Below are 16,503 nucleotides of genomic sequence, written 5' to 3' on the forward strand. Positions count from 1 at the left end.
AATCTCCCCTAGAATGACTGTTCTAGGGGAGATTTTGGGTTTTGCATTAAGAAATTAAATACACTACATATAGATTATGATAGGAATATGAACTTGACAAGGCAATAATCAACTATATATTGTGTTTGGAAAATTTATTCTCGATAAATACCACAAGATATTGATTTTTAATTTTTGTATGCTATAATTTTAAATGTAGAAAAAAAGACGTCAGTTGCCGCTGACGACTTGATAGGATTAGGATTTTCGCTAGTTCAGGAAAGTACTATTCAAAAACTCCACATCTAGTGTATCATTTATTTGATAGATTGTAAATCTAAGTGAAAAATCCTAACCTACATTCTACAAATTTTATTGAAAGTAGGTGATCGGTATACGATTATCAAAATATTTAAATAGAGAACAAATCCAAAAAGGTTTAGACTTTTTAGATGTCGATACAAATGAAGATGTTATGTTATTTTTAGATCCTTTGTTATTGCCAGAAAAATTTCAAATAATTGTGGATGATTTTATTAAGCAATCTTATGAAATTTATTGCGAAGGGAATAAGAAATATTCATTTACTCTGTTTTCACATTCTAAAGAATGTAATGCAACGCATTTAGGATATTCTTCAAGTAACTCAAGAGGGAAAGGCGTCTCAATGCAGATGCTTGACCAATTTTTTAGCTTTGTAAAATCATCTGTTTTACCTGTGCAAGAAAAAGCATTAACTTCAGTAGCTATGCCTTTGTTTACTAAGAGATTTTCTGAAGACAGAATGTCAGATTTGATTGTCAGCTTGTTGAAAAAAGAGCTTATTATTTTTTCGTTAGAACAAGCTAAAATACATGGACTTCAAATTAGTAGTGCTACAAAAACTTTTGAATATTGGGATCACAAGAATCATGAATGGGCAAAGTTTGAGAGTCCTTATGTATTGGACCCAGAGGAAAATAAAAAAGACAGATTATTGATTTTAGTTCCCAAAACAATAGTTAGTAAGAGATATATTATATCTCCAGCAAAATATGTTTCTAATATCTTTAGTCGATTACAGCTATTACCGATGTATCAGGATGCAAAAGGGAAACCATACTCTAAAAAAACTCTGCGAGAACTTGAAATCAATAAACGGTATAATGAAGATAAACAGAAGAACTATATTCTAGATTCAACAACTTCTTCTCCAGAGTATTTTATAGATTACATGGAGCATTCAGAAAAATATAGAGACAATAAGTCAATGCTTGATGATGAGTTAATTAGTCTTTTATAACTTTGTTAATAATTGAATAGTGCTAATTAGAGAAGAAGTATTTTCTTCTCTCTTTACTTTGTTATTAACACATTTATTATTATGATTCGTGATATAATAAAAAAATAGAAATAGAGTGAGTAAGGAAAAGAGTTTGAAAACTATAATACCGAAAATAAGATTTAAAAACTTCATAGAAGCATGGACTAGAAAAAAATTACAGAATCTTGCGCCGTTACGTGGAGGATTTGCTTTTAAAAGTGAAAAATTTCAAAATGTTGGAATTCCAATTGTTAGAATCTCAAATATTGGATTTGATGGGACTGTTGGAGGTGAATTTGAATATTATTCAAAGCTAAGGCCAGATGAGAAATTTGTACTTAAAGGACGTTCACTTTTATTAGCTATGTCAGGTGCAACAACAGGGAAAATAGCTATGTTAGATTCTGAGGAAGAATATTATCAAAATCAACGTGTAGGTTATTTCCAAAATAATGGGGCAGTAGACTATGATTTTCTCTCCTCTGTTCTACAGACGAAAGCATTTACTAACCAACTAAATGCTGTATTAGTAGCAGGTGCACAACCAAATATATCTTCCAAAGAAATTAATTCCTTTGAATTTTGTATTCCGGAATCAATAGAAGAACAATCCGCCATTGGTTCCCTTTTCCGTACCCTTGACGAACTTTTAGCCAGCTACAGAGACAATCTTGCTAACTACCAATCTCTCAAGGAAACTATGTTTTCCAAGATGTTTCCAAAAGCTGGACAGACAGTTCCTGAGATTCGTTTGGATGGGTTTGAGGGTGATTGGGAAATTAAACGAGCAGATGAAATTTTTAAGTCAGTGTCTAAGAAAAATAAAGCTTCGTTACCTGTGTTGTCAGCTTCTCAAATTGATGGTATGGTTTTAAGAGATGAAATAGGTATTGACATTAAGTATGATGAAGCTACTCTCAATAATTATAAGGTCGTAAAACCAGGTCAGTTCGTAATTCATTTACGTTCTTTCCAGGGAGGTTTTGCTTTATCTAAATTAGAAGGAATAACTTCACCTGCATATACAATTATAGATTTTATTGATAAAGAAAATAACTTACCATCTTTTTGGAATTCAATATTAACTTCAAGAGATTTTATAAAACGACTAGAAACAGTCACTTATGGAATTCGAGATGGGAAAAGTATCAGTTTTAAAGATTTTTCTAGTTTAAAATTCGTATTTCCAAACTTTAAAGAACAACAAGCAATAAGTTCATATTTTTCAAACCTCGATAACCTCATTAACTCTCATCAAGAAAAAATTTCTCAGCTAGAAACTCTCAAAAAGAAACTCTTACAAGATATGTTTATCTAACCTTCAAAAATTCCCTTTATCAGCATCCATAAGCGCACCCTTTTTCGAATAGTATAAGTGAGCCCCTTTGATCCTTTCAAAGGGTACTCCTTAGTGTTTAATAACTTAAAAGTATTTACTTTTAATAACTTTAGAGTTATAATAAATTCGAAAAGAGGTTGCTTTGTGCACGCTATTTATTTTTATAAGGACAAACAGGGGAATCAACCGGTCTTGGACTACATGAGGGAGCTAGCTCGTCACGATAGCAAGGAAAGCAGGATCAAACTCAATAAGCTCAACGACTATATCGAGCTTTTGAGCCAGCAGGGAACCCGTGCTGGCCAACCTTACATCAAGCATCTGGATGGAGAGATTTGGGAGTTGAGACCCTTGCGGGATCGGATTTTATTCGTGGCTTGGCTGGATGGGAGCTTTGTCTTACTGCATCATTTTGTCAAAAAGACGCAAAAGACACCCAGAAGAGAGATCGAGAAAGCCAAGCGGGAGTTGCAAGATTTGAAGGAAAGAGGGCTAAGAGATGAAGAATAGTGCCATCGGTAGCAATTGGAAAGATGTGAGAGCAGAGCTCTTCACCAAGGAAGAAATCCTGGAAAGTGATCTGCGGGTCGCGATTATGACAGAGCTGATCGAGGCTCGGCATGAAAAGGGCATTAGCCAAAAGAAACTAGAAGAACTTAGTGGGGTCAGCCAACCGGTCATTGCTCGGATGGAGACGGGAAAGACCAGTCCTCAATTGGATACGGTCTTGAAAGTCTTAGCCAGTCTGGGCAAGACCCTCGCTGTCGTCCCACTGGAACAAGAAAAGGTCTAAAAGAAATCAGAAAGAACTATTATGGAAACAACACAAACCTCCCAGGCACTCTACCAAGCACTGTGGAACTCAGCGGATGTGCTCCGCTCTAAAATGGATGCCAATGACTATAAGTCTTACCTATTGGGGATGATCTTTTACAAGTACCTCTCAGATAAGTTGCTCTTCTTCGTGGCAGAGACCATGGAGGAGGAGACAGAGAGCTTAGATGAAGCCTTGGCGCTTTACCGATCCTACTATGAGGATCCATACTCTAAAGAGGACTTGATCTCTGTCATTACTGATGAGCTCAACTATGTCATCAAGCCAGACTTGACCTTTACGGCCTTGGTGGACCGGGTCAATGAAGGGACCTTTCAGCTAGAAGATCTAGCTCAGGGCTTCCGAGATATCGAGCAGAGTGACGACCTCTATGAGAATCTCTTTGAGGATATTGATCTCTACTCTAAGAAACTTGGAGCGACACCTCAAAAGCAAAACCAGCTAGTGGCTGCCGTTATGAAAGAATTGGCAGTGCTGGATGTGGCAGGTCATGCGGGTGATATGCTCGGAGATGCCTATGAGTACTTGATTGGTCAGTTTGCGACCGACTCTGGTAAGAAGGCAGGAGAGTTCTATACTCCCCAGCCTGTAGCCAAGCTCATGACCCAGATTGCCTTTTTAGGGCGTGAAGACGAGCAGGGCTTTACCCTCTACGATGCCACCATGGGATCAGGCTCGCTTTTGCTCAATGCCAAGAAGTTTTCTCACCAGCCTCAAACCGTCCAGTACTTTGGTCAGGAGCTCAATACCTCAACCTATAACTTAGCACGGATGAACATGATCCTACACGGGGTCCCGGTGGAAAACCAGTTCTTGCATAATGCGGATACGCTGGACGAAGACTGGCCGACTCAAGAGCCGACCAACTTTGATGGAGTCCTTATGAACCCACCATACTCAGCCAAGTGGTCCGCAAGCTCCGGCTTTCTCCAAGATCCTCGCTTCTCCCCATTTGGCAAGCTCGCGCCTCAGTCCAAGGCAGACTTTGCCTTTCTCTTGCATGGTTATTACCACCTCAAGCAGGACAAGGGAGTCATGGCCATCGTCCTTCCTCATGGAGTCCTTTTCCGTGGCAATGCTGAAGGAACCATTCGCAAGGCCTTGCTGGAAGAAGGGGCCATTGATACGGTGATCGGTCTTCCTGCCAATATCTTCTTCAATACCAGCATCCCAACGACGGTCATCATTCTCAAGAAGAACCGCACCAATCGGGACGTTTACTTTATCGATGCCTCTAAGGAATTTGACAAGGGTAAGAACCAGAATATTATGACGGATGCCCATATCGAGAAGATCCTTAAGGCCTATAAGAGTAGAGAGGACATGGATAAGTTTGCCCATCTAGCTAGCTTTGAGGAGATCGTCGAGAATGACTACAACCTCAATATCCCACGCTATGTGGATACCTTTGAGGAAGAAGAAGTAGAACCACTAACAGAGATCGTGGCTAAGATCAACCAAACCAATGCCACTATCGAGACCCAGACAGCCTCTCTTCTAGATATGCTCAGCCAGCTTCATGGAACGACACCAGAAGCTGATGCCGAACTCAAGAAATTTGTCCAAGAGTTTAAGGGGTAGTTCTTAATACATTTAACAGACAATTCCCTCCTTAGTTTTCTAAGGAGGGTTTTCTGTCGAGTTGTTTTTCTTGCTTCTTTTATAAAAGAGTGTATAATGTTGTAATAAAAAAGGTTACAACAAAAAACGAAACCGAAAAGGCGACACCTATGCCTTACGCATACAATAGCAAGATTTACTTGGCAGAAGCAGTCCTCAATGTGAAGGATCTGGCCCGTCAGACCGCTTTTTACACCCAGATTCTGGGTTTGGAGATTTTGTCTCAGACTGAGGAGGAAGTTCTTCTTGGGGCTGGAGGCAAGCCCTTGGTTCATCTCATCCAAACGGTTCGGACCGAGCCTGTTAAGGCTAGCTACGGTCTCTACCACATGGCCATTCTCCTACCTAGTCGGGAGGACTTGGCGGATGTCTTCAAGCATATGGCTGAGCTGAAGGTTCCCTTTGTCGGGGCTGCTGACCATGGCTACAGCGAAGCTCTCTATCTTGAAGATCCAGAGGGCAACGGTATTGAGCTCTACCGGGATAAGCCAGTTGCGGAGTGGGATATCCGTGAGGATGGTCGTATCATTGGCGTGACGGAGGAGCTCTCTGCCCAAGAGATCTATGAGATGGGCCGCAAGGTGGAGCCCTTCCAGATTGCGTCCGCTACCCGCATGGGTCATATTCACCTCTCTGTGAGAGATAGCCAAGCAGCGTCAGCCTTTTATCAGAAGGTGCTAGACCTGTCGGATAAGTTCACCGTCCCATCAGCCAGCTGGATCGCTTCTGGGGATTACCACCATCACCTGGCAGTCAATGAGTGGGGTGGCAAGCACTTGGCTAAACGTGAAGCACAGCTTCCTGGCCTAGCCTATTACATCGTCCACGTAGAAAAGAAAGAAGACTTGGTTGCCATCGCAGAGCGAGCAAAAGAGCAGGAGGCACCAGTCACCTGGCTGACCTCAAGTGAGCTCGCGTTTACAGATCCGGATGGGATCGTGACTCGAGTTAGAAAGGGTTAGAAAGCTTGATAAATTAGGGTTTTTGAGAGAAAAAACAGAAATAGTAAAAATTAGTGATATTTCAAGATGTAATTCTTGACATTACATCTAGGCCATGTATAATAGTTTTTGTAATAAATAAACTTACAACAGAAGGAGGAAACAACTATGAAAAACATTTTATTTATCGTCGGATCCCTTCGTCAAGGATCTTTTAACCACCAAATGGCTAAGAAAGCAGAAAGCCTTCTTGAAGGAAAAGCAACAGTGATTTACTTGGACTACAAGGACATCCCGATGATGAACCAAGATTTGGAAACTCCAACCTTACCAGCAGTGCAAGCAGCGCGTGATGCGGTCCTTGCGGCAGATGCTATCTGGATCTTCTCACCAGTTTATAACTTTGCTATTCCTGGTGTGGTGAAAAACTTGATCGACTGGTTCAGCCGTGCCCTTGACCTATCAGAAACTCGTGGTCCATCTGCCCTCCAAGACAAGATCGTAACAGTCTCTTCAGTCGCTAATGCAGGACACGAGCCAATGTTTGCGGCTTACCAAGCCCTCTTGCCATTCGTTCGTACACAAGTAGTGGGAGACTTCACAGGAACAACCGTTAACCCAGAAGCTTGGACAACAGGTGAATTGGTCTTGACAGACGAAGCAATCGCAGGATTGGAAAAACAAGCCCAAGCCTTGTTGGAAGCGTAAAAAAAGCTGAGACTTCTGTCTCAGCTTTTTTAGATACTAAACAATTGTCCGAAGAGATAGGTAACACCCATAGTCAGTAGTCCGATGACCAAGTTACGGATCATGGCTTGCTTGGTAGGAGCTTTTCCTAGCTTGGCACTGGTGTAGCCAGTAAAGAGAAGGGAAAGGGCGACGATGATCACCGTTGCTGGGATCCGGATTTCTTTTGGCAAGAGGATGATCGACAGCATAGGAGGAAGAGATCCGAGGACAAAGGCAATAAAGCTCGAGATGGCCGCATGCCAAGGATTAGTAAACTCTTCAAACTCCAGGCCATATTTTTCTTCCACCAAGGCTTTGAGAGGGTGTTTGAGAAAGGCCCGCTCGGTCATGATTTGAGCAGCCGTTTCACATTCCCCATTTTGAATATAGGCCACATAGAGGGAGTCGCGTGCAGCCTTTGGATCGCGATCCAGAAGGGTTTGTTCTCTGCTCACAGCAGCTTCTTCTGTATCCTTTTGGGTAGATACAGAGACGTATTCACCACCCGCCATAGAGAAGGCACCAGCTAGAATTGCAGAGAGACCAGAGAGAAAGATGATCCAGAGGTTACTGGTCGCACTGGCAACCCCGATAACAACTCCAGCGATTGAGATAATGCCATCATTGGCACCGAGCACTCCAGCCCGTAAGATATTTAAGCGGTCGTTGAAAGAAGCATCAAGGCCATGTTTTGTTTCAGTCATACTTGTCTCCTGATTCCTTATTTAGAATGATTATAATTAAAGTTAAGTAATATTGCAAGACTTTTGTCCTAAATGATAAAAGTTCGACAATTTAAGAAAGGTCTATAATGGGTAGAAGGTCTATCTCATCTTAAAAATGTACCGTCAGCAGAAGGAGCTAAGATATTATAATGCTTTGACAATCGAAATAATTTTAGATATAATTCTATAAATGAATTATGAATAGGAGTCAACCATGAAAAAATTAGTCGCAAGCGGTATTACCCTTCTCTCGGTCTTGACCTTGGTCGCATGTTCGGGAAATCAAACTGCAAAACCAAAGGCTTCTTCAGAGAAGTCTTCAAGCAAGGTGGAGAAATCTTCTTCTAAGAAGTCTTCCTCATCTAAGAAGAAATCATCTTCATCAAAGAAATTTGAATTGACAGATGATACAAGCAGCTCTTCTAGTCAGTCTACTTCAGGCTCTGGCGCTCAAGCAACAGCTCCAGAAGTTGTTTTGGTAACAGATCAGGAAATTGAAAATGCGAAAACAATCGGGGATATCAAGGGACTTTATGCAAAACTAGCTGAAAATTACAAGAAGCATGCCAATGAATTGGGTGAAAAGTTGCCAAAATCTGAACAAGAATCTTACTTCAAGACCTTGGAACCTGGTATCAAGAAGATGGATGAAGAGTTGGCTTCTGTGAATGAAACTCTTACTCAATTTGGAGATGATACAACGCTTTTCCCAGAAGAGCACCGTGCAGCCTTTATTGAGGCCTTCAAAGCAACCCGTGATACCATGACAAATGCTTTGGTAACTGCTTATAAGTTTGTTGGAGGTTTGAGTAGCTAAGGCCCCTGTCTTCTCTGTGGGGACTCAGTTTCCTCAGCTGTAGATTGGATCTGAAAAGAAATAAAGAAAGAGAGAGTGGGACAGAAATCGGTAATTCGTTAGAGTTCGATTTCGTCGTCCCACCTCCGCACAGTTGAGTAGGGCTGTAAAAGCTGATGAAATCAGCGTAGTAGAGCCCACTCAACCACTGCGTCTTGCTCGACTATCCAAAGACAATTGAGAGGCTAGGACTTTTATCCCAGCCTTTTTTTGCTTTCTATCTGAGCTAGTCTTTTAGGGGCAGTCGTGCTATAATCGTACTAGCAGATTATTGAAGGAGAAATTCATGAATCAAACAGTTGAATATCTAAAAGAACTCACAGCCATCGCATCACCGACAGGCTTTACAGAAGAAGTGGCTACCTATCTAGTCAAGACTTTGACAGACATGGGCTACAGCCCTGTTCGGACAGCTAAGGGAGGCGTAACCGTTGTCCTCAAGGGTGAGAATGACGAGCAACACCGCTACATCACAGCCCATGTGGATACCTTGGGAGCGATTGTCCGTGCTGTGAAACCAGATGGTCGTCTCAAGCTGGATCGCATCGGTGGCTTCCCTTGGAACATGATCGAAGGGGAAAACTGTACCGTCCATGTAGCCAATACAGGTAAGACCCACTCAGGTACTATCCTTGTCCACCAAACATCTTGCCATGTTTACAAGGATGCGGGAACTGTGGAGCGGACCCAGGACAATATGGAAGTGCGCTTGGATGAAAAAGTAACCAATGAAAAAGAAACGCGTGACTTGGGGATTGAAGTGGGAGACTTTATCAGCTTTGATGCTCGGACCATTGTCACGGATACAGGCTTTATCAAGTCTCGTCACTTGGATGACAAGGTCAGCGCTGCTATCTTGCTCAACCTCTTGCGCGTCTATAAGGAAGAAGGCGTGACCCTTCCAATAACGACTCACTTTGCCTTCTCTGTCTTTGAAGAAGTAGGGCATGGCGCTAACTCTAGCATCCCGGTTCAAGCTGTCGAATACTTGGCGGTGGATATGGGGGCGATGGGAGATGACCAGCAGACAGATGAGTACACGGTTTCTATCTGTGTCAAAGATGCTTCTGGGCCTTACCACTATGGTTTCCGCCAGCACTTGGTAGCCTTGGCCAAGGAGCAAAACATCCCTTACAAACTGGACATCTATCCTTTCTATGGCTCTGATGCCTCCGCAGCCATGAGTGCAGGAGCAGAAGTCAAGCATGGTCTTCTCGGAGCAGGGATCGAGTCTAGCCACTCCTATGAGCGGACCCATGTAGATTCTGTGGTGGCGACAGAGCGTATGGTCGATGCCTATCTCAAGAGTGACTTGGTGAAATAAGCTTCGTTTTCAAGGTTAAAACATAGGATTGAGTCTGCCTGGTCCAGTTGACTGGGCAGATTTTTTAGGATAAACTGTCAAAAAATTCTTGACAAGCCAAAAAATTGTAGTAAAATATGTAGTAAATCAGAAAGTAACTAGTCTAAGATTTTCAGGGAGCCTGCGGGTATTGTGAGCAGGTAGTCGGAGTTAGTGAACATTGGGCTGATTGTTTAGAGTAGGAGAAGATAACACATATTCTTCTCGGTAGGCACCCCTTATCGTGCAACTCCTTGTTAGAGGAGATAGAGATAATGGTCGCTTTCTACCCTTTTTGACCATTAACTGAGGTGGTACCGTGTTAAATCCGATTTAATGCCCTCACAGAGTTTTACTCTGTGAGGTTTTTTGTATTCTTTTGAAGTTGGTCTAGTTGTTAACTTTGAAGAGTATTGGATGTGATTGAATCAGGACTTGCATGGCTTCGTCCTTAGGAAAAGAAAGGAATTCCTATGAAAAAAATTTTACCAGCTGATACCTTAACCCCCATCCTAGCCTACATGCGTGTCCAAGGAGACCATAAGGTGATCCTTGAGTCTATCCCGCGTGAGAAGGAGAATGCCCGCTTTTCTATCGTGGCTTACAATCCAGTCTTTGAGGTGACCTATCAGGATGGGATCCTATATGAGAATGGCAAGGTGCTGGAGCAAGATCCTTTTGACTACCTCCATCAGGTAACGGTCAAGGGGTTGACATCTGATCTTCCTTTTGCCGGAGGGGCTATCGGTTTTGCAGGCTATGATATGATCGGGGTTTACGAAGAGATTGGACGGATTCCTCAGGATACGATCGGGACACCAGACATGCATTTCTTCATCTACGAGTCCTATGTGATTTTTGACCACAAGAAGGAAAAAGTCTATGTGGTGGAGGACAATATTTACTCTGGTCGGAGCAATGATGCGGTCCGCCAATCACTGGGGAAAGTGGTGACTGATCTGCAAACTCAAGCACCAAATGAGTTCACCCCTCAGGCCTTGCAGGCCCTGCAGTTTAGCAACCACATCGAAAAAGAAGTCTTTATGGAGATGGTAGCCAAGGCCAAGAAGCTGATCCGAGAAGGCGATATGTTCCAGTGTGTCCTCAGTCAACGCTTCTCAGCAGACTTCGAGGGAGATCCTTTGGATTATTACCGAAATTTGCGTGTGACCAACCCATCAAACTATCTCTATTTCTACGACTTTGGGGACTACCAAATCATTGGGGCCAGTCCGGAAAGCTTGGTATCGGTGAAAAAAGGAGAGGTGACCACCAATCCGATAGCTGGAACCCGTCCTCGTGGGGCGACGGAGGAAGAGGACCAAGCCTTGGCTCATGAACTCCTTCACGATGTCAAGGAAACTGCTGAACACCGCATGCTGGTGGATCTGGGCCGCAATGATATCGGGAAAATCGCCCAAAATGGAACGGTCGAAGTGACCAAGTATATGGAAGTGGAGTATTTCCGCTATGTCATGCACCTGACCAGTGTGGTCAAGGGGCAACTCCTTCCTCACCTAACAGCCCTGGATGCTCTTAAGGCTACACTACCAGCGGGAACAGTCTCTGGAGCTCCTAAGATTCGGGCCATGCGTCGGATCTATGAGTTGGAACAGGAAAAACGTGGTGTCTATGCAGGGGCTATCGGATACCTCTCCGCGACAGGGGACATGGACTTTGCTATTGCTATCCGGACCATGATCCTCAAAAATCAAAAGGCCTATGTCCAGGCAGGAGCAGGGATTGTCTATGACAGTGTTCCGGAGAATGAATTTTACGAGACGATTAACAAGGCAAAATCGATGACAAGAATAGGAGATGTTCAATGATTTTATTAGTGGATAATTATGATTCCTTTACCTATAATTTGGCCCAATACCTGGGAACTTTTACAGAGGTTGAGGTCTTGCGAAATGATGACGAGCGCTTGTATGAGCAGGCGGAGGTGGCAGATGCCCTCGTCTTCTCCCCCGGTCCAGGCTGGCCGGCAGATGCTGGGAAAATGGAAGCCATGATCAAGGACTTTGCAGGGAAAAAGCCTATGTTAGGGATTTGCTTGGGTCACCAGGCCCTGGCTGAGACTTTTGGTGGCAAGTTGCGCTTGGCTAAGAATGTCATGCATGGCAAACAAAGCCAGATTACCTTTGAAACACCATCCCCCATTTTCAAGGATATTGAGAATGATGTACCCATCATGCGTTACCATTCTATCGTCGTTGACCAAATGCCAGAAGAATTTGAGGTTACGGCCATTACCACGGACGACCAAGAAATCATGGCCATTCAACACAAGAGCCTGCCCATCTACGGACTTCAGTATCATCCTGAGAGTATCGGCAGTCCAGATGGTCTAAAAATGATCGAAAATTTTGTGAAGCTCGTCCTAGACTAGACCAGCAGTTCCAACCAGATAAAATTTCAATTGAATCGTGTAGAAAAGACAAGAGGAAACCCTTATGAAAGAACTATTCTTACAAATCTCTAATCGCCAAGACTTGACGCAAGAGCAGGTCCAAGAAGTCTTTGATCAAATCTTGCAAAACCAACTATCAGAAAGTCAAATCGCTGCCTTTTTGATGGGACTCAAAACCAAGGGGGAAACAGCAGACGAAATTACGGGGATTGTGCGCGCCTTAAAGGCCCATGCAACGGTTTTACCCGAGACCTTTTCAGATGCTATGTGCAACTGCGGGACTGGTGGCGATCAATCCTATAGCTTTAACATTTCAACGACCGTTTGCTTCGTTTTGGCTGCTGGGGGGATCCGCATGGCCAAGGCCGGCAATCGCTCTGTTTCTTCTAAGTCGGGCTCTGCAGATGTCCTAGAAGAACTTGGCATCAACGTGGCTGCCTCACCAGAGATTCTTTCGAAAGCTTTGGATGAGGTTGGTTTAGCCTTTATCTTTGCGCAAACCATGCATCCGGCTATGCGCTTCATTGGCCCTGCTCGCCAAGCTATGGGGATTCCAACTATTATGAACCTGGTCGGCCCTCTCGCTAATCCGTTGGATCTAGAAACGCAACTCATGGGTCTCTACCGTGCCGAATTGCAAGAGATTGTCGCACGTGCCATTCAACAGTTGGGACGTAAACGTGCAGTGGTCATCACAGGTCCTGATAATATGGACGAAGCGGCTCTTTATGGAACCAATACCTACACCCTGCTAGAAAATGGCAAGATCAGCCAGCATACCTTTACCTATGAAGATCTGGGTATGGACAAGGTGGAGTTGTCCGAAATTACTGGTGGTGATGCCAAGGAAAATGCTACGATTCTCCTTAGTGTCTTGAAGAATGAAGCCAGCCCTTATCTGGAAACAACGGTTCTCAACGCAGGTCTTGGTTTTTATGCCAATGGAAAAGTCGCAACCATCAAAGAAGGTGTAGAGCTGGCACGTCAATTGATTGCGGATGGTTCTGCCCTTGCTAAATTGCAACACTTACAAGAGGTTCAAGTATGAGTAAAGCCTTTCTACCGACGATCCTAGAACAAAAAGAAAAAGAAGTGGCGCAAATGGTCATGGAAGATCTCCAGCCTCTCCGTCAGACCTATCGCCTCTATAATTTTCTCAAGAGCCATCAAGAGCACTTGCAGATCATCGCCGAGGTGAAGAAGGCAAGTCCTAGTATGGGGGATATCAATCTGGATGTAGATATTGTCGCCCAAGCCAAGACCTATGAAGAAAATGGGGCAGCCATGATCTCGGTTCTGACGGACCAAGTCTTCTTCAAGGGAGATCTAGACTACCTTCGTAAGATTTCTTCCCAGGTGACGATTCCAACCTTGGCCAAGGATTTTATCATTGATGAGAAACAGATTGTCCGATCTCGTAATGCCGGAGCTACGGTTATTCTCTTGATTGTCGCAGCTCTGCCAGAAGCCCGGCTCAAGGAGCTTTATGATTTTGCGACGGGGCTTGGTTTGGAGGTGCTGGTAGAAACCCATAACTTACCTGAGCTCGAAATAGCCCATCGGATTGGGGCGGACATCATAGGAGTAAACAACCGGAACCTGGTCACCTTTGAAACGGATCTGAATGCTAGTCTTGAATTGTCTACACATTTTAAAGACCAGCCAGTTTATATATCGGAGTCCGCTATTTTTAATGGTGCAGATGCAAGCCTTGTCGCTCCCTACTTTAATGGGATCTTGGTAGGGACTGCCCTCATGACAGCAGGGGATGTAGCAGAAAAGGTCAAGGAGTTGCAAATTGACAAAGGTTAAAATATGTGGCCTGTCTACAGTGGAAGCAGTGGAGACGGCTGTCCTAGCAGGCGCAGACTATGTCGGTTTTGTTTTCGCTGAGAGCAAGCGACAAGTCAGTCTGGAGCAAGCCCACGAATTAGCAAAACTGGTGACTGGCAAGACCAAAATTGTTGGAGTCTTTGTCTCACCAAGTCTAGAGGACTTGGAGCAAGCCATTGCTCAGGTTCCCTTAGACATCGTTCAGATTCATGGAACGTTTGATGAAGCTCTGATACAAAAGATCTCAGTTCCAGTCATTCGAGCCATCCAGCTCAGTGACCAGAAAACTAAAGTAACCAGCCCGGCAGATTTTCTGCTCTTTGATGCTCCCGTAGCTGGGAGTGGGCGAACCTTTGATTGGGATTTGCTGAAAAATCAGAAGATCCAGCAGGATTTCTTTATTGCAGGGGGCTTAACAGTGGACAATGTCCGTCAAGCTAGAGAGACCTTTCAGCCCTATGCACTGGATGTCTCATCAGGTGTCGAAACAGACGGACGCAAAGATATTGAAAAGATAAAAGCATTTATAGAAGGAGCGAAAGCATGAACTATCAACTACCGGATGAAAAAGGGTTTTATGGAAGATTTGGAGGACAGTTTGTCCCAGAAACCCTGATGACAGCCGTGATTGAACTCGATAAGGCTTATAGAGATGCCAAAGCAGATCCAAGCTTTCAAGCGGAATTGGATGACTTGCTCAAGAATTATGTAGGTCGGGAGACTCCCCTTTACCATGCAAAAAGTCTTTCCAAGCACATCGGTGGAGCGCAAATCTACCTGAAACGGGAAGACCTCAACCATACAGGGGCTCACAAGATTAACAATGCCCTTGGTCAGGTCTTGCTGGCTAAACGGATGGGCAAGAAGAAGATTATCGCGGAGACAGGAGCTGGTCAACACGGGGTGGCGACAGCGACGGCAGCGGCTCTCTTCGAGATGGAGTGTACCATCTACATGGGGGAAGAAGATGTCAAACGCCAAGCCCTCAACGTCTTTCGGATGGAGCTCTTAGGAGCAAAAGTCCATAGTGTGACAGACGGATCGCGCGTGCTGAAAGATGCGGTCAATGCAGCCCTTCGTGCATGGGTAGCTGGAATTGATGATACTCACTACATCATGGGATCTGCCCTTGGACCAGCTCCCTTCCCAGAGATTGTCCGAGATTTTCAATCCGTGATTGGTAAGGAAGCCAAACGTCAGTTTGCAGAGGTCTCAGATGGAAAACTTCCTGACGCGGTCCTAGCCTGTATCGGTGGAGGCTCCAATGCCATTGGTATGTTCTACCCCTTCGTAGAAGACGAATCAGTAGCCATGTACGGAGCAGAAGCTTCTGGTCTTGGTTTGGATACGGACAAACACGCAGCGACCTTTGCCAAAGGTCGTCCAGGAATTCTTCACGGAGCTTTGATGGAAGTGCTTCAAGATGCCCATGGACAGATCATGGAGGCTTTCTCTATCTCTGCTGGATTGGATTATCCTGGTGTGGGGCCAGAGCATTGCTATTTTAATGAAATTGGCCGGGCAAGCTATGATTCCATCACGGATGAAGAAGCCCTCGAAGGATTTAAGTTGCTTTCTCGTTTGGAGGGGATCATTCCAGCATTGGAGTCCAGTCATGCTATCGCTCTAGCGCAAAAAGTCGCAGCAAAAATGACTCCGGACCAAACGCTCATCGTCTGCTTATCTGGTCGTGGAGACAAGGATGTCATGCAGGTGAAAGAACGGTTTGAAGCGGAAGGGAAGTAGAGATGACGAAGACATTAACACAGCATTTACAAGCCATTAAAGACAGTAAGCAAGGAATTTTCGTCCCTTACATCATGGCGGGCGATCATGAGAAGGGACTCGATGGCCTTTTTGAGACCATCCAGCTCTTGGAAGAAAGTGGAGCATCGGCTATTGAAGTGGGGATTCCATGGTCGGACCCTGTAGCGGATGGGCCAGTCATCGAAATGGCTGGGCAACGCAGTTTGGCTAAGGGCGTGACTTTAACAGCTATAGTAAAAAAACTCCAAGAACAAGAGTCCAAGATTCCTCTAGTCATCATGACCTATATCAATCCTGTCTACCAATATGGGATTGAAGCCTTTATCAAAGAATTAGCTTCTACCTCTGTCAAAGGCTTGATTATTCCAGATCTACCAAATGAGCATGCCGATATGCTAGCACCTTACTTGGATGGGAGTGATATTGCCCTTGTTCCCTTGGTCAGCTTGACCACAGGTATCGAACGCCAAATGGCTTTGATCCAAGAAGCAGAAGGCTTTATCTATGCAGTAGCCATCAATGGAGTTACTGGGAAGATGGGCAACTACCGGGACGACTTGGATCAGCACTTGGCGACCTTGAGAGACTTGGGCACTATTCCAGTTCTGACAGGATTTGGGGTCTCCACCCAAGAAGACATCCAACGCTTTAATCAGGTATCAGATGGTGTCATCGTGGGGTCAAAAATTGTTCGGGACCTTCATGAGGGCAAAACCAGCGATGTTAAGGCATTTGTAGACTATGGTTCACACTTTAATAAATGCTAAGGACAAGAAAAATTACAAAATTTAATAAATTTTCAGAAAATTACTTCTCTTCTG

Annotated in this window: 17 protein-coding genes; 16 read left to right on the forward strand and 1 reads right to left on the reverse strand. The window is 44.2% G+C overall.

The features are described 5' to 3' along the window. The first annotated feature begins 364 nt into the window (after positions 1–364). The 7 genes from D7D50_RS06635 (at position 365) to D7D50_RS06665 (ending at position 6,725) form a co-directional block, all read left to right on the forward strand. Positions 365–1,261: a hypothetical protein gene (locus D7D50_RS06635; protein ID WP_120701786.1), complete on the forward strand. Its 897-nt coding sequence runs from the start codon at positions 365–367 to the stop codon at positions 1,259–1,261. A gap of 133 nt (positions 1,262–1,394) precedes the next feature. Further along, positions 1,395–2,600, forward strand: a complete 1,206-nt coding sequence (locus D7D50_RS06640) for a restriction endonuclease subunit S (protein ID WP_120701787.1) — start codon at positions 1,395–1,397, stop codon at positions 2,598–2,600. Between the two features lie 165 nt (positions 2,601–2,765). After that, positions 2,766–3,131 (forward strand): type II toxin-antitoxin system RelE/ParE family toxin, encoded by a 366-nt coding sequence (locus D7D50_RS06645; protein WP_120701788.1) that lies wholly within the window; start codon positions 2,766–2,768, stop codon positions 3,129–3,131. Then, positions 3,121–3,414 (forward strand): helix-turn-helix domain-containing protein, encoded by a 294-nt coding sequence (locus D7D50_RS06650; RefSeq protein WP_021144391.1) that lies wholly within the window; start codon positions 3,121–3,123, stop codon positions 3,412–3,414. Before D7D50_RS06645 ends, D7D50_RS06650 begins: the two co-directional genes overlap by 11 nt. 21 nt (positions 3,415–3,435) lie before the next feature. After that, positions 3,436–5,037, forward strand: coding sequence for a type I restriction-modification system subunit M (locus D7D50_RS06655; RefSeq protein ID WP_120701789.1), 1,602 nt, complete (start codon positions 3,436–3,438; stop codon positions 5,035–5,037). A gap of 149 nt (positions 5,038–5,186) precedes the next feature. Then, positions 5,187–6,038: a VOC family protein gene (locus tag D7D50_RS06660; RefSeq protein WP_120701790.1), complete on the forward strand. Its 852-nt coding sequence runs from the start codon at positions 5,187–5,189 to the stop codon at positions 6,036–6,038. A gap of 147 nt (positions 6,039–6,185) precedes the next feature. Beyond that, complete coding sequence (locus D7D50_RS06665; protein ID WP_120701791.1) at positions 6,186–6,725, forward strand: NADPH-dependent FMN reductase; 540 nt, start codon at positions 6,186–6,188, stop codon at positions 6,723–6,725. 29 nt (positions 6,726–6,754) lie between these two features. Here the strand turns inward: D7D50_RS06665 and D7D50_RS06670 are convergent, their stop codons facing one another. Next, complete coding sequence (locus D7D50_RS06670) at positions 6,755–7,450, reverse strand: VIT1/CCC1 transporter family protein (protein ID WP_120701792.1); 696 nt, start codon at positions 7,448–7,450, stop codon at positions 6,755–6,757. A 235-nt stretch (positions 7,451–7,685) separates the two neighbouring features. On the opposite strand from D7D50_RS06670, the gene D7D50_RS06675 reads away from it, so the two are divergent. The 9 genes from D7D50_RS06675 to trpA all read left to right on the forward strand — a co-directional run bounded on the left by D7D50_RS06675 (position 7,686) and on the right by trpA (position 16,449). After that, positions 7,686–8,288: a hypothetical protein gene (locus D7D50_RS06675; protein WP_120701793.1), complete on the forward strand. Its 603-nt coding sequence runs from the start codon at positions 7,686–7,688 to the stop codon at positions 8,286–8,288. A gap of 325 nt (positions 8,289–8,613) precedes the next feature. After that, the gene (locus D7D50_RS06685; RefSeq protein ID WP_120701794.1) at positions 8,614–9,651 is read left to right on the forward strand and encodes a M42 family metallopeptidase; all 1,038 of its coding nucleotides are present in this window, start codon (positions 8,614–8,616) and stop codon (positions 9,649–9,651) included. Positions 9,652–10,142: 491 nt separating this feature from the next. Continuing rightward, on the forward strand, positions 10,143–11,498 hold the full coding sequence (gene trpE / locus D7D50_RS06690) for an anthranilate synthase component I (protein WP_120701795.1): 1,356 nt from the start codon (positions 10,143–10,145) through the stop codon (positions 11,496–11,498). Continuing rightward, entirely contained in the window at positions 11,495–12,061 is a 567-nt protein-coding gene (locus D7D50_RS06695; RefSeq protein ID WP_120701796.1) for an aminodeoxychorismate/anthranilate synthase component II, read from the forward strand. Before trpE ends, D7D50_RS06695 begins: the two co-directional genes overlap by 4 nt. Positions 12,062–12,125: 64 nt before the next feature. Then, positions 12,126–13,130 carry an anthranilate phosphoribosyltransferase gene (gene trpD / locus D7D50_RS06700; protein WP_120701797.1) on the forward strand — a complete coding sequence of 335 codons (1,005 nt, stop codon included), beginning with the start codon at positions 12,126–12,128 and terminating at the stop codon, positions 13,128–13,130. Continuing rightward, entirely contained in the window at positions 13,127–13,894 is a 768-nt protein-coding gene (trpC, locus tag D7D50_RS06705; RefSeq protein WP_120701798.1) for an indole-3-glycerol phosphate synthase TrpC, read from the forward strand. The genes trpD and trpC overlap by 4 nt, the downstream gene beginning before the upstream one ends. After that, positions 13,881–14,462: a phosphoribosylanthranilate isomerase gene (locus D7D50_RS06710; RefSeq protein WP_120701799.1), complete on the forward strand. Its 582-nt coding sequence runs from the start codon at positions 13,881–13,883 to the stop codon at positions 14,460–14,462. Before trpC ends, D7D50_RS06710 begins: the two co-directional genes overlap by 14 nt. Further along, positions 14,459–15,661: a tryptophan synthase subunit beta gene (gene trpB, locus D7D50_RS06715; protein WP_120701800.1), complete on the forward strand. Its 1,203-nt coding sequence runs from the start codon at positions 14,459–14,461 to the stop codon at positions 15,659–15,661. Before D7D50_RS06710 ends, trpB begins: the two co-directional genes overlap by 4 nt. A gap of 2 nt (positions 15,662–15,663) precedes the next feature. Further along, complete coding sequence (gene trpA, locus D7D50_RS06720; protein ID WP_120701801.1) at positions 15,664–16,449, forward strand: tryptophan synthase subunit alpha; 786 nt, start codon at positions 15,664–15,666, stop codon at positions 16,447–16,449. Positions 16,450–16,503 lie beyond the last annotated feature (54 nt).

Source organism: Streptococcus koreensis (assembly GCF_003627135.1).
In the GTDB taxonomy this organism is placed as follows: Bacteria; Bacillota; Bacilli; order Lactobacillales; family Streptococcaceae; genus Streptococcus; species Streptococcus ilei.

Coding starts and splice junctions, on each gene's coding strand:
- D7D50_RS06670 (WP_120701792.1), bottom strand. CDS start 7,450: ATGACTGAAACAAAACATGGCCTTGATGCTTCTTTCAACGACCGCTTA.
- D7D50_RS06675 (WP_120701793.1), top strand. CDS start 7,686: ATGAAAAAATTAGTCGCAAGCGGTATTACCCTTCTCTCGGTCTTGACC.
- D7D50_RS06655 (WP_120701789.1), top strand. CDS start 3,436: ATGGAAACAACACAAACCTCCCAGGCACTCTACCAAGCACTGTGGAAC.
- D7D50_RS06665 (WP_120701791.1), top strand. CDS start 6,186: ATGAAAAACATTTTATTTATCGTCGGATCCCTTCGTCAAGGATCTTTT.
- trpA (WP_120701801.1), top strand. CDS start 15,664: ATGACGAAGACATTAACACAGCATTTACAAGCCATTAAAGACAGTAAG.
- trpD (WP_120701797.1), top strand. CDS start 12,126: ATGAAAGAACTATTCTTACAAATCTCTAATCGCCAAGACTTGACGCAA.
- trpB (WP_120701800.1), top strand. CDS start 14,459: ATGAACTATCAACTACCGGATGAAAAAGGGTTTTATGGAAGATTTGGA.
- trpC (WP_120701798.1), top strand. CDS start 13,127: ATGAGTAAAGCCTTTCTACCGACGATCCTAGAACAAAAAGAAAAAGAA.
- D7D50_RS06685 (WP_120701794.1), top strand. CDS start 8,614: ATGAATCAAACAGTTGAATATCTAAAAGAACTCACAGCCATCGCATCA.
- trpE (WP_120701795.1), top strand. CDS start 10,143: ATGAAAAAAATTTTACCAGCTGATACCTTAACCCCCATCCTAGCCTAC.
- D7D50_RS06650 (WP_021144391.1), top strand. CDS start 3,121: ATGAAGAATAGTGCCATCGGTAGCAATTGGAAAGATGTGAGAGCAGAG.
- D7D50_RS06660 (WP_120701790.1), top strand. CDS start 5,187: ATGCCTTACGCATACAATAGCAAGATTTACTTGGCAGAAGCAGTCCTC.
- D7D50_RS06695 (WP_120701796.1), top strand. CDS start 11,495: ATGATTTTATTAGTGGATAATTATGATTCCTTTACCTATAATTTGGCC.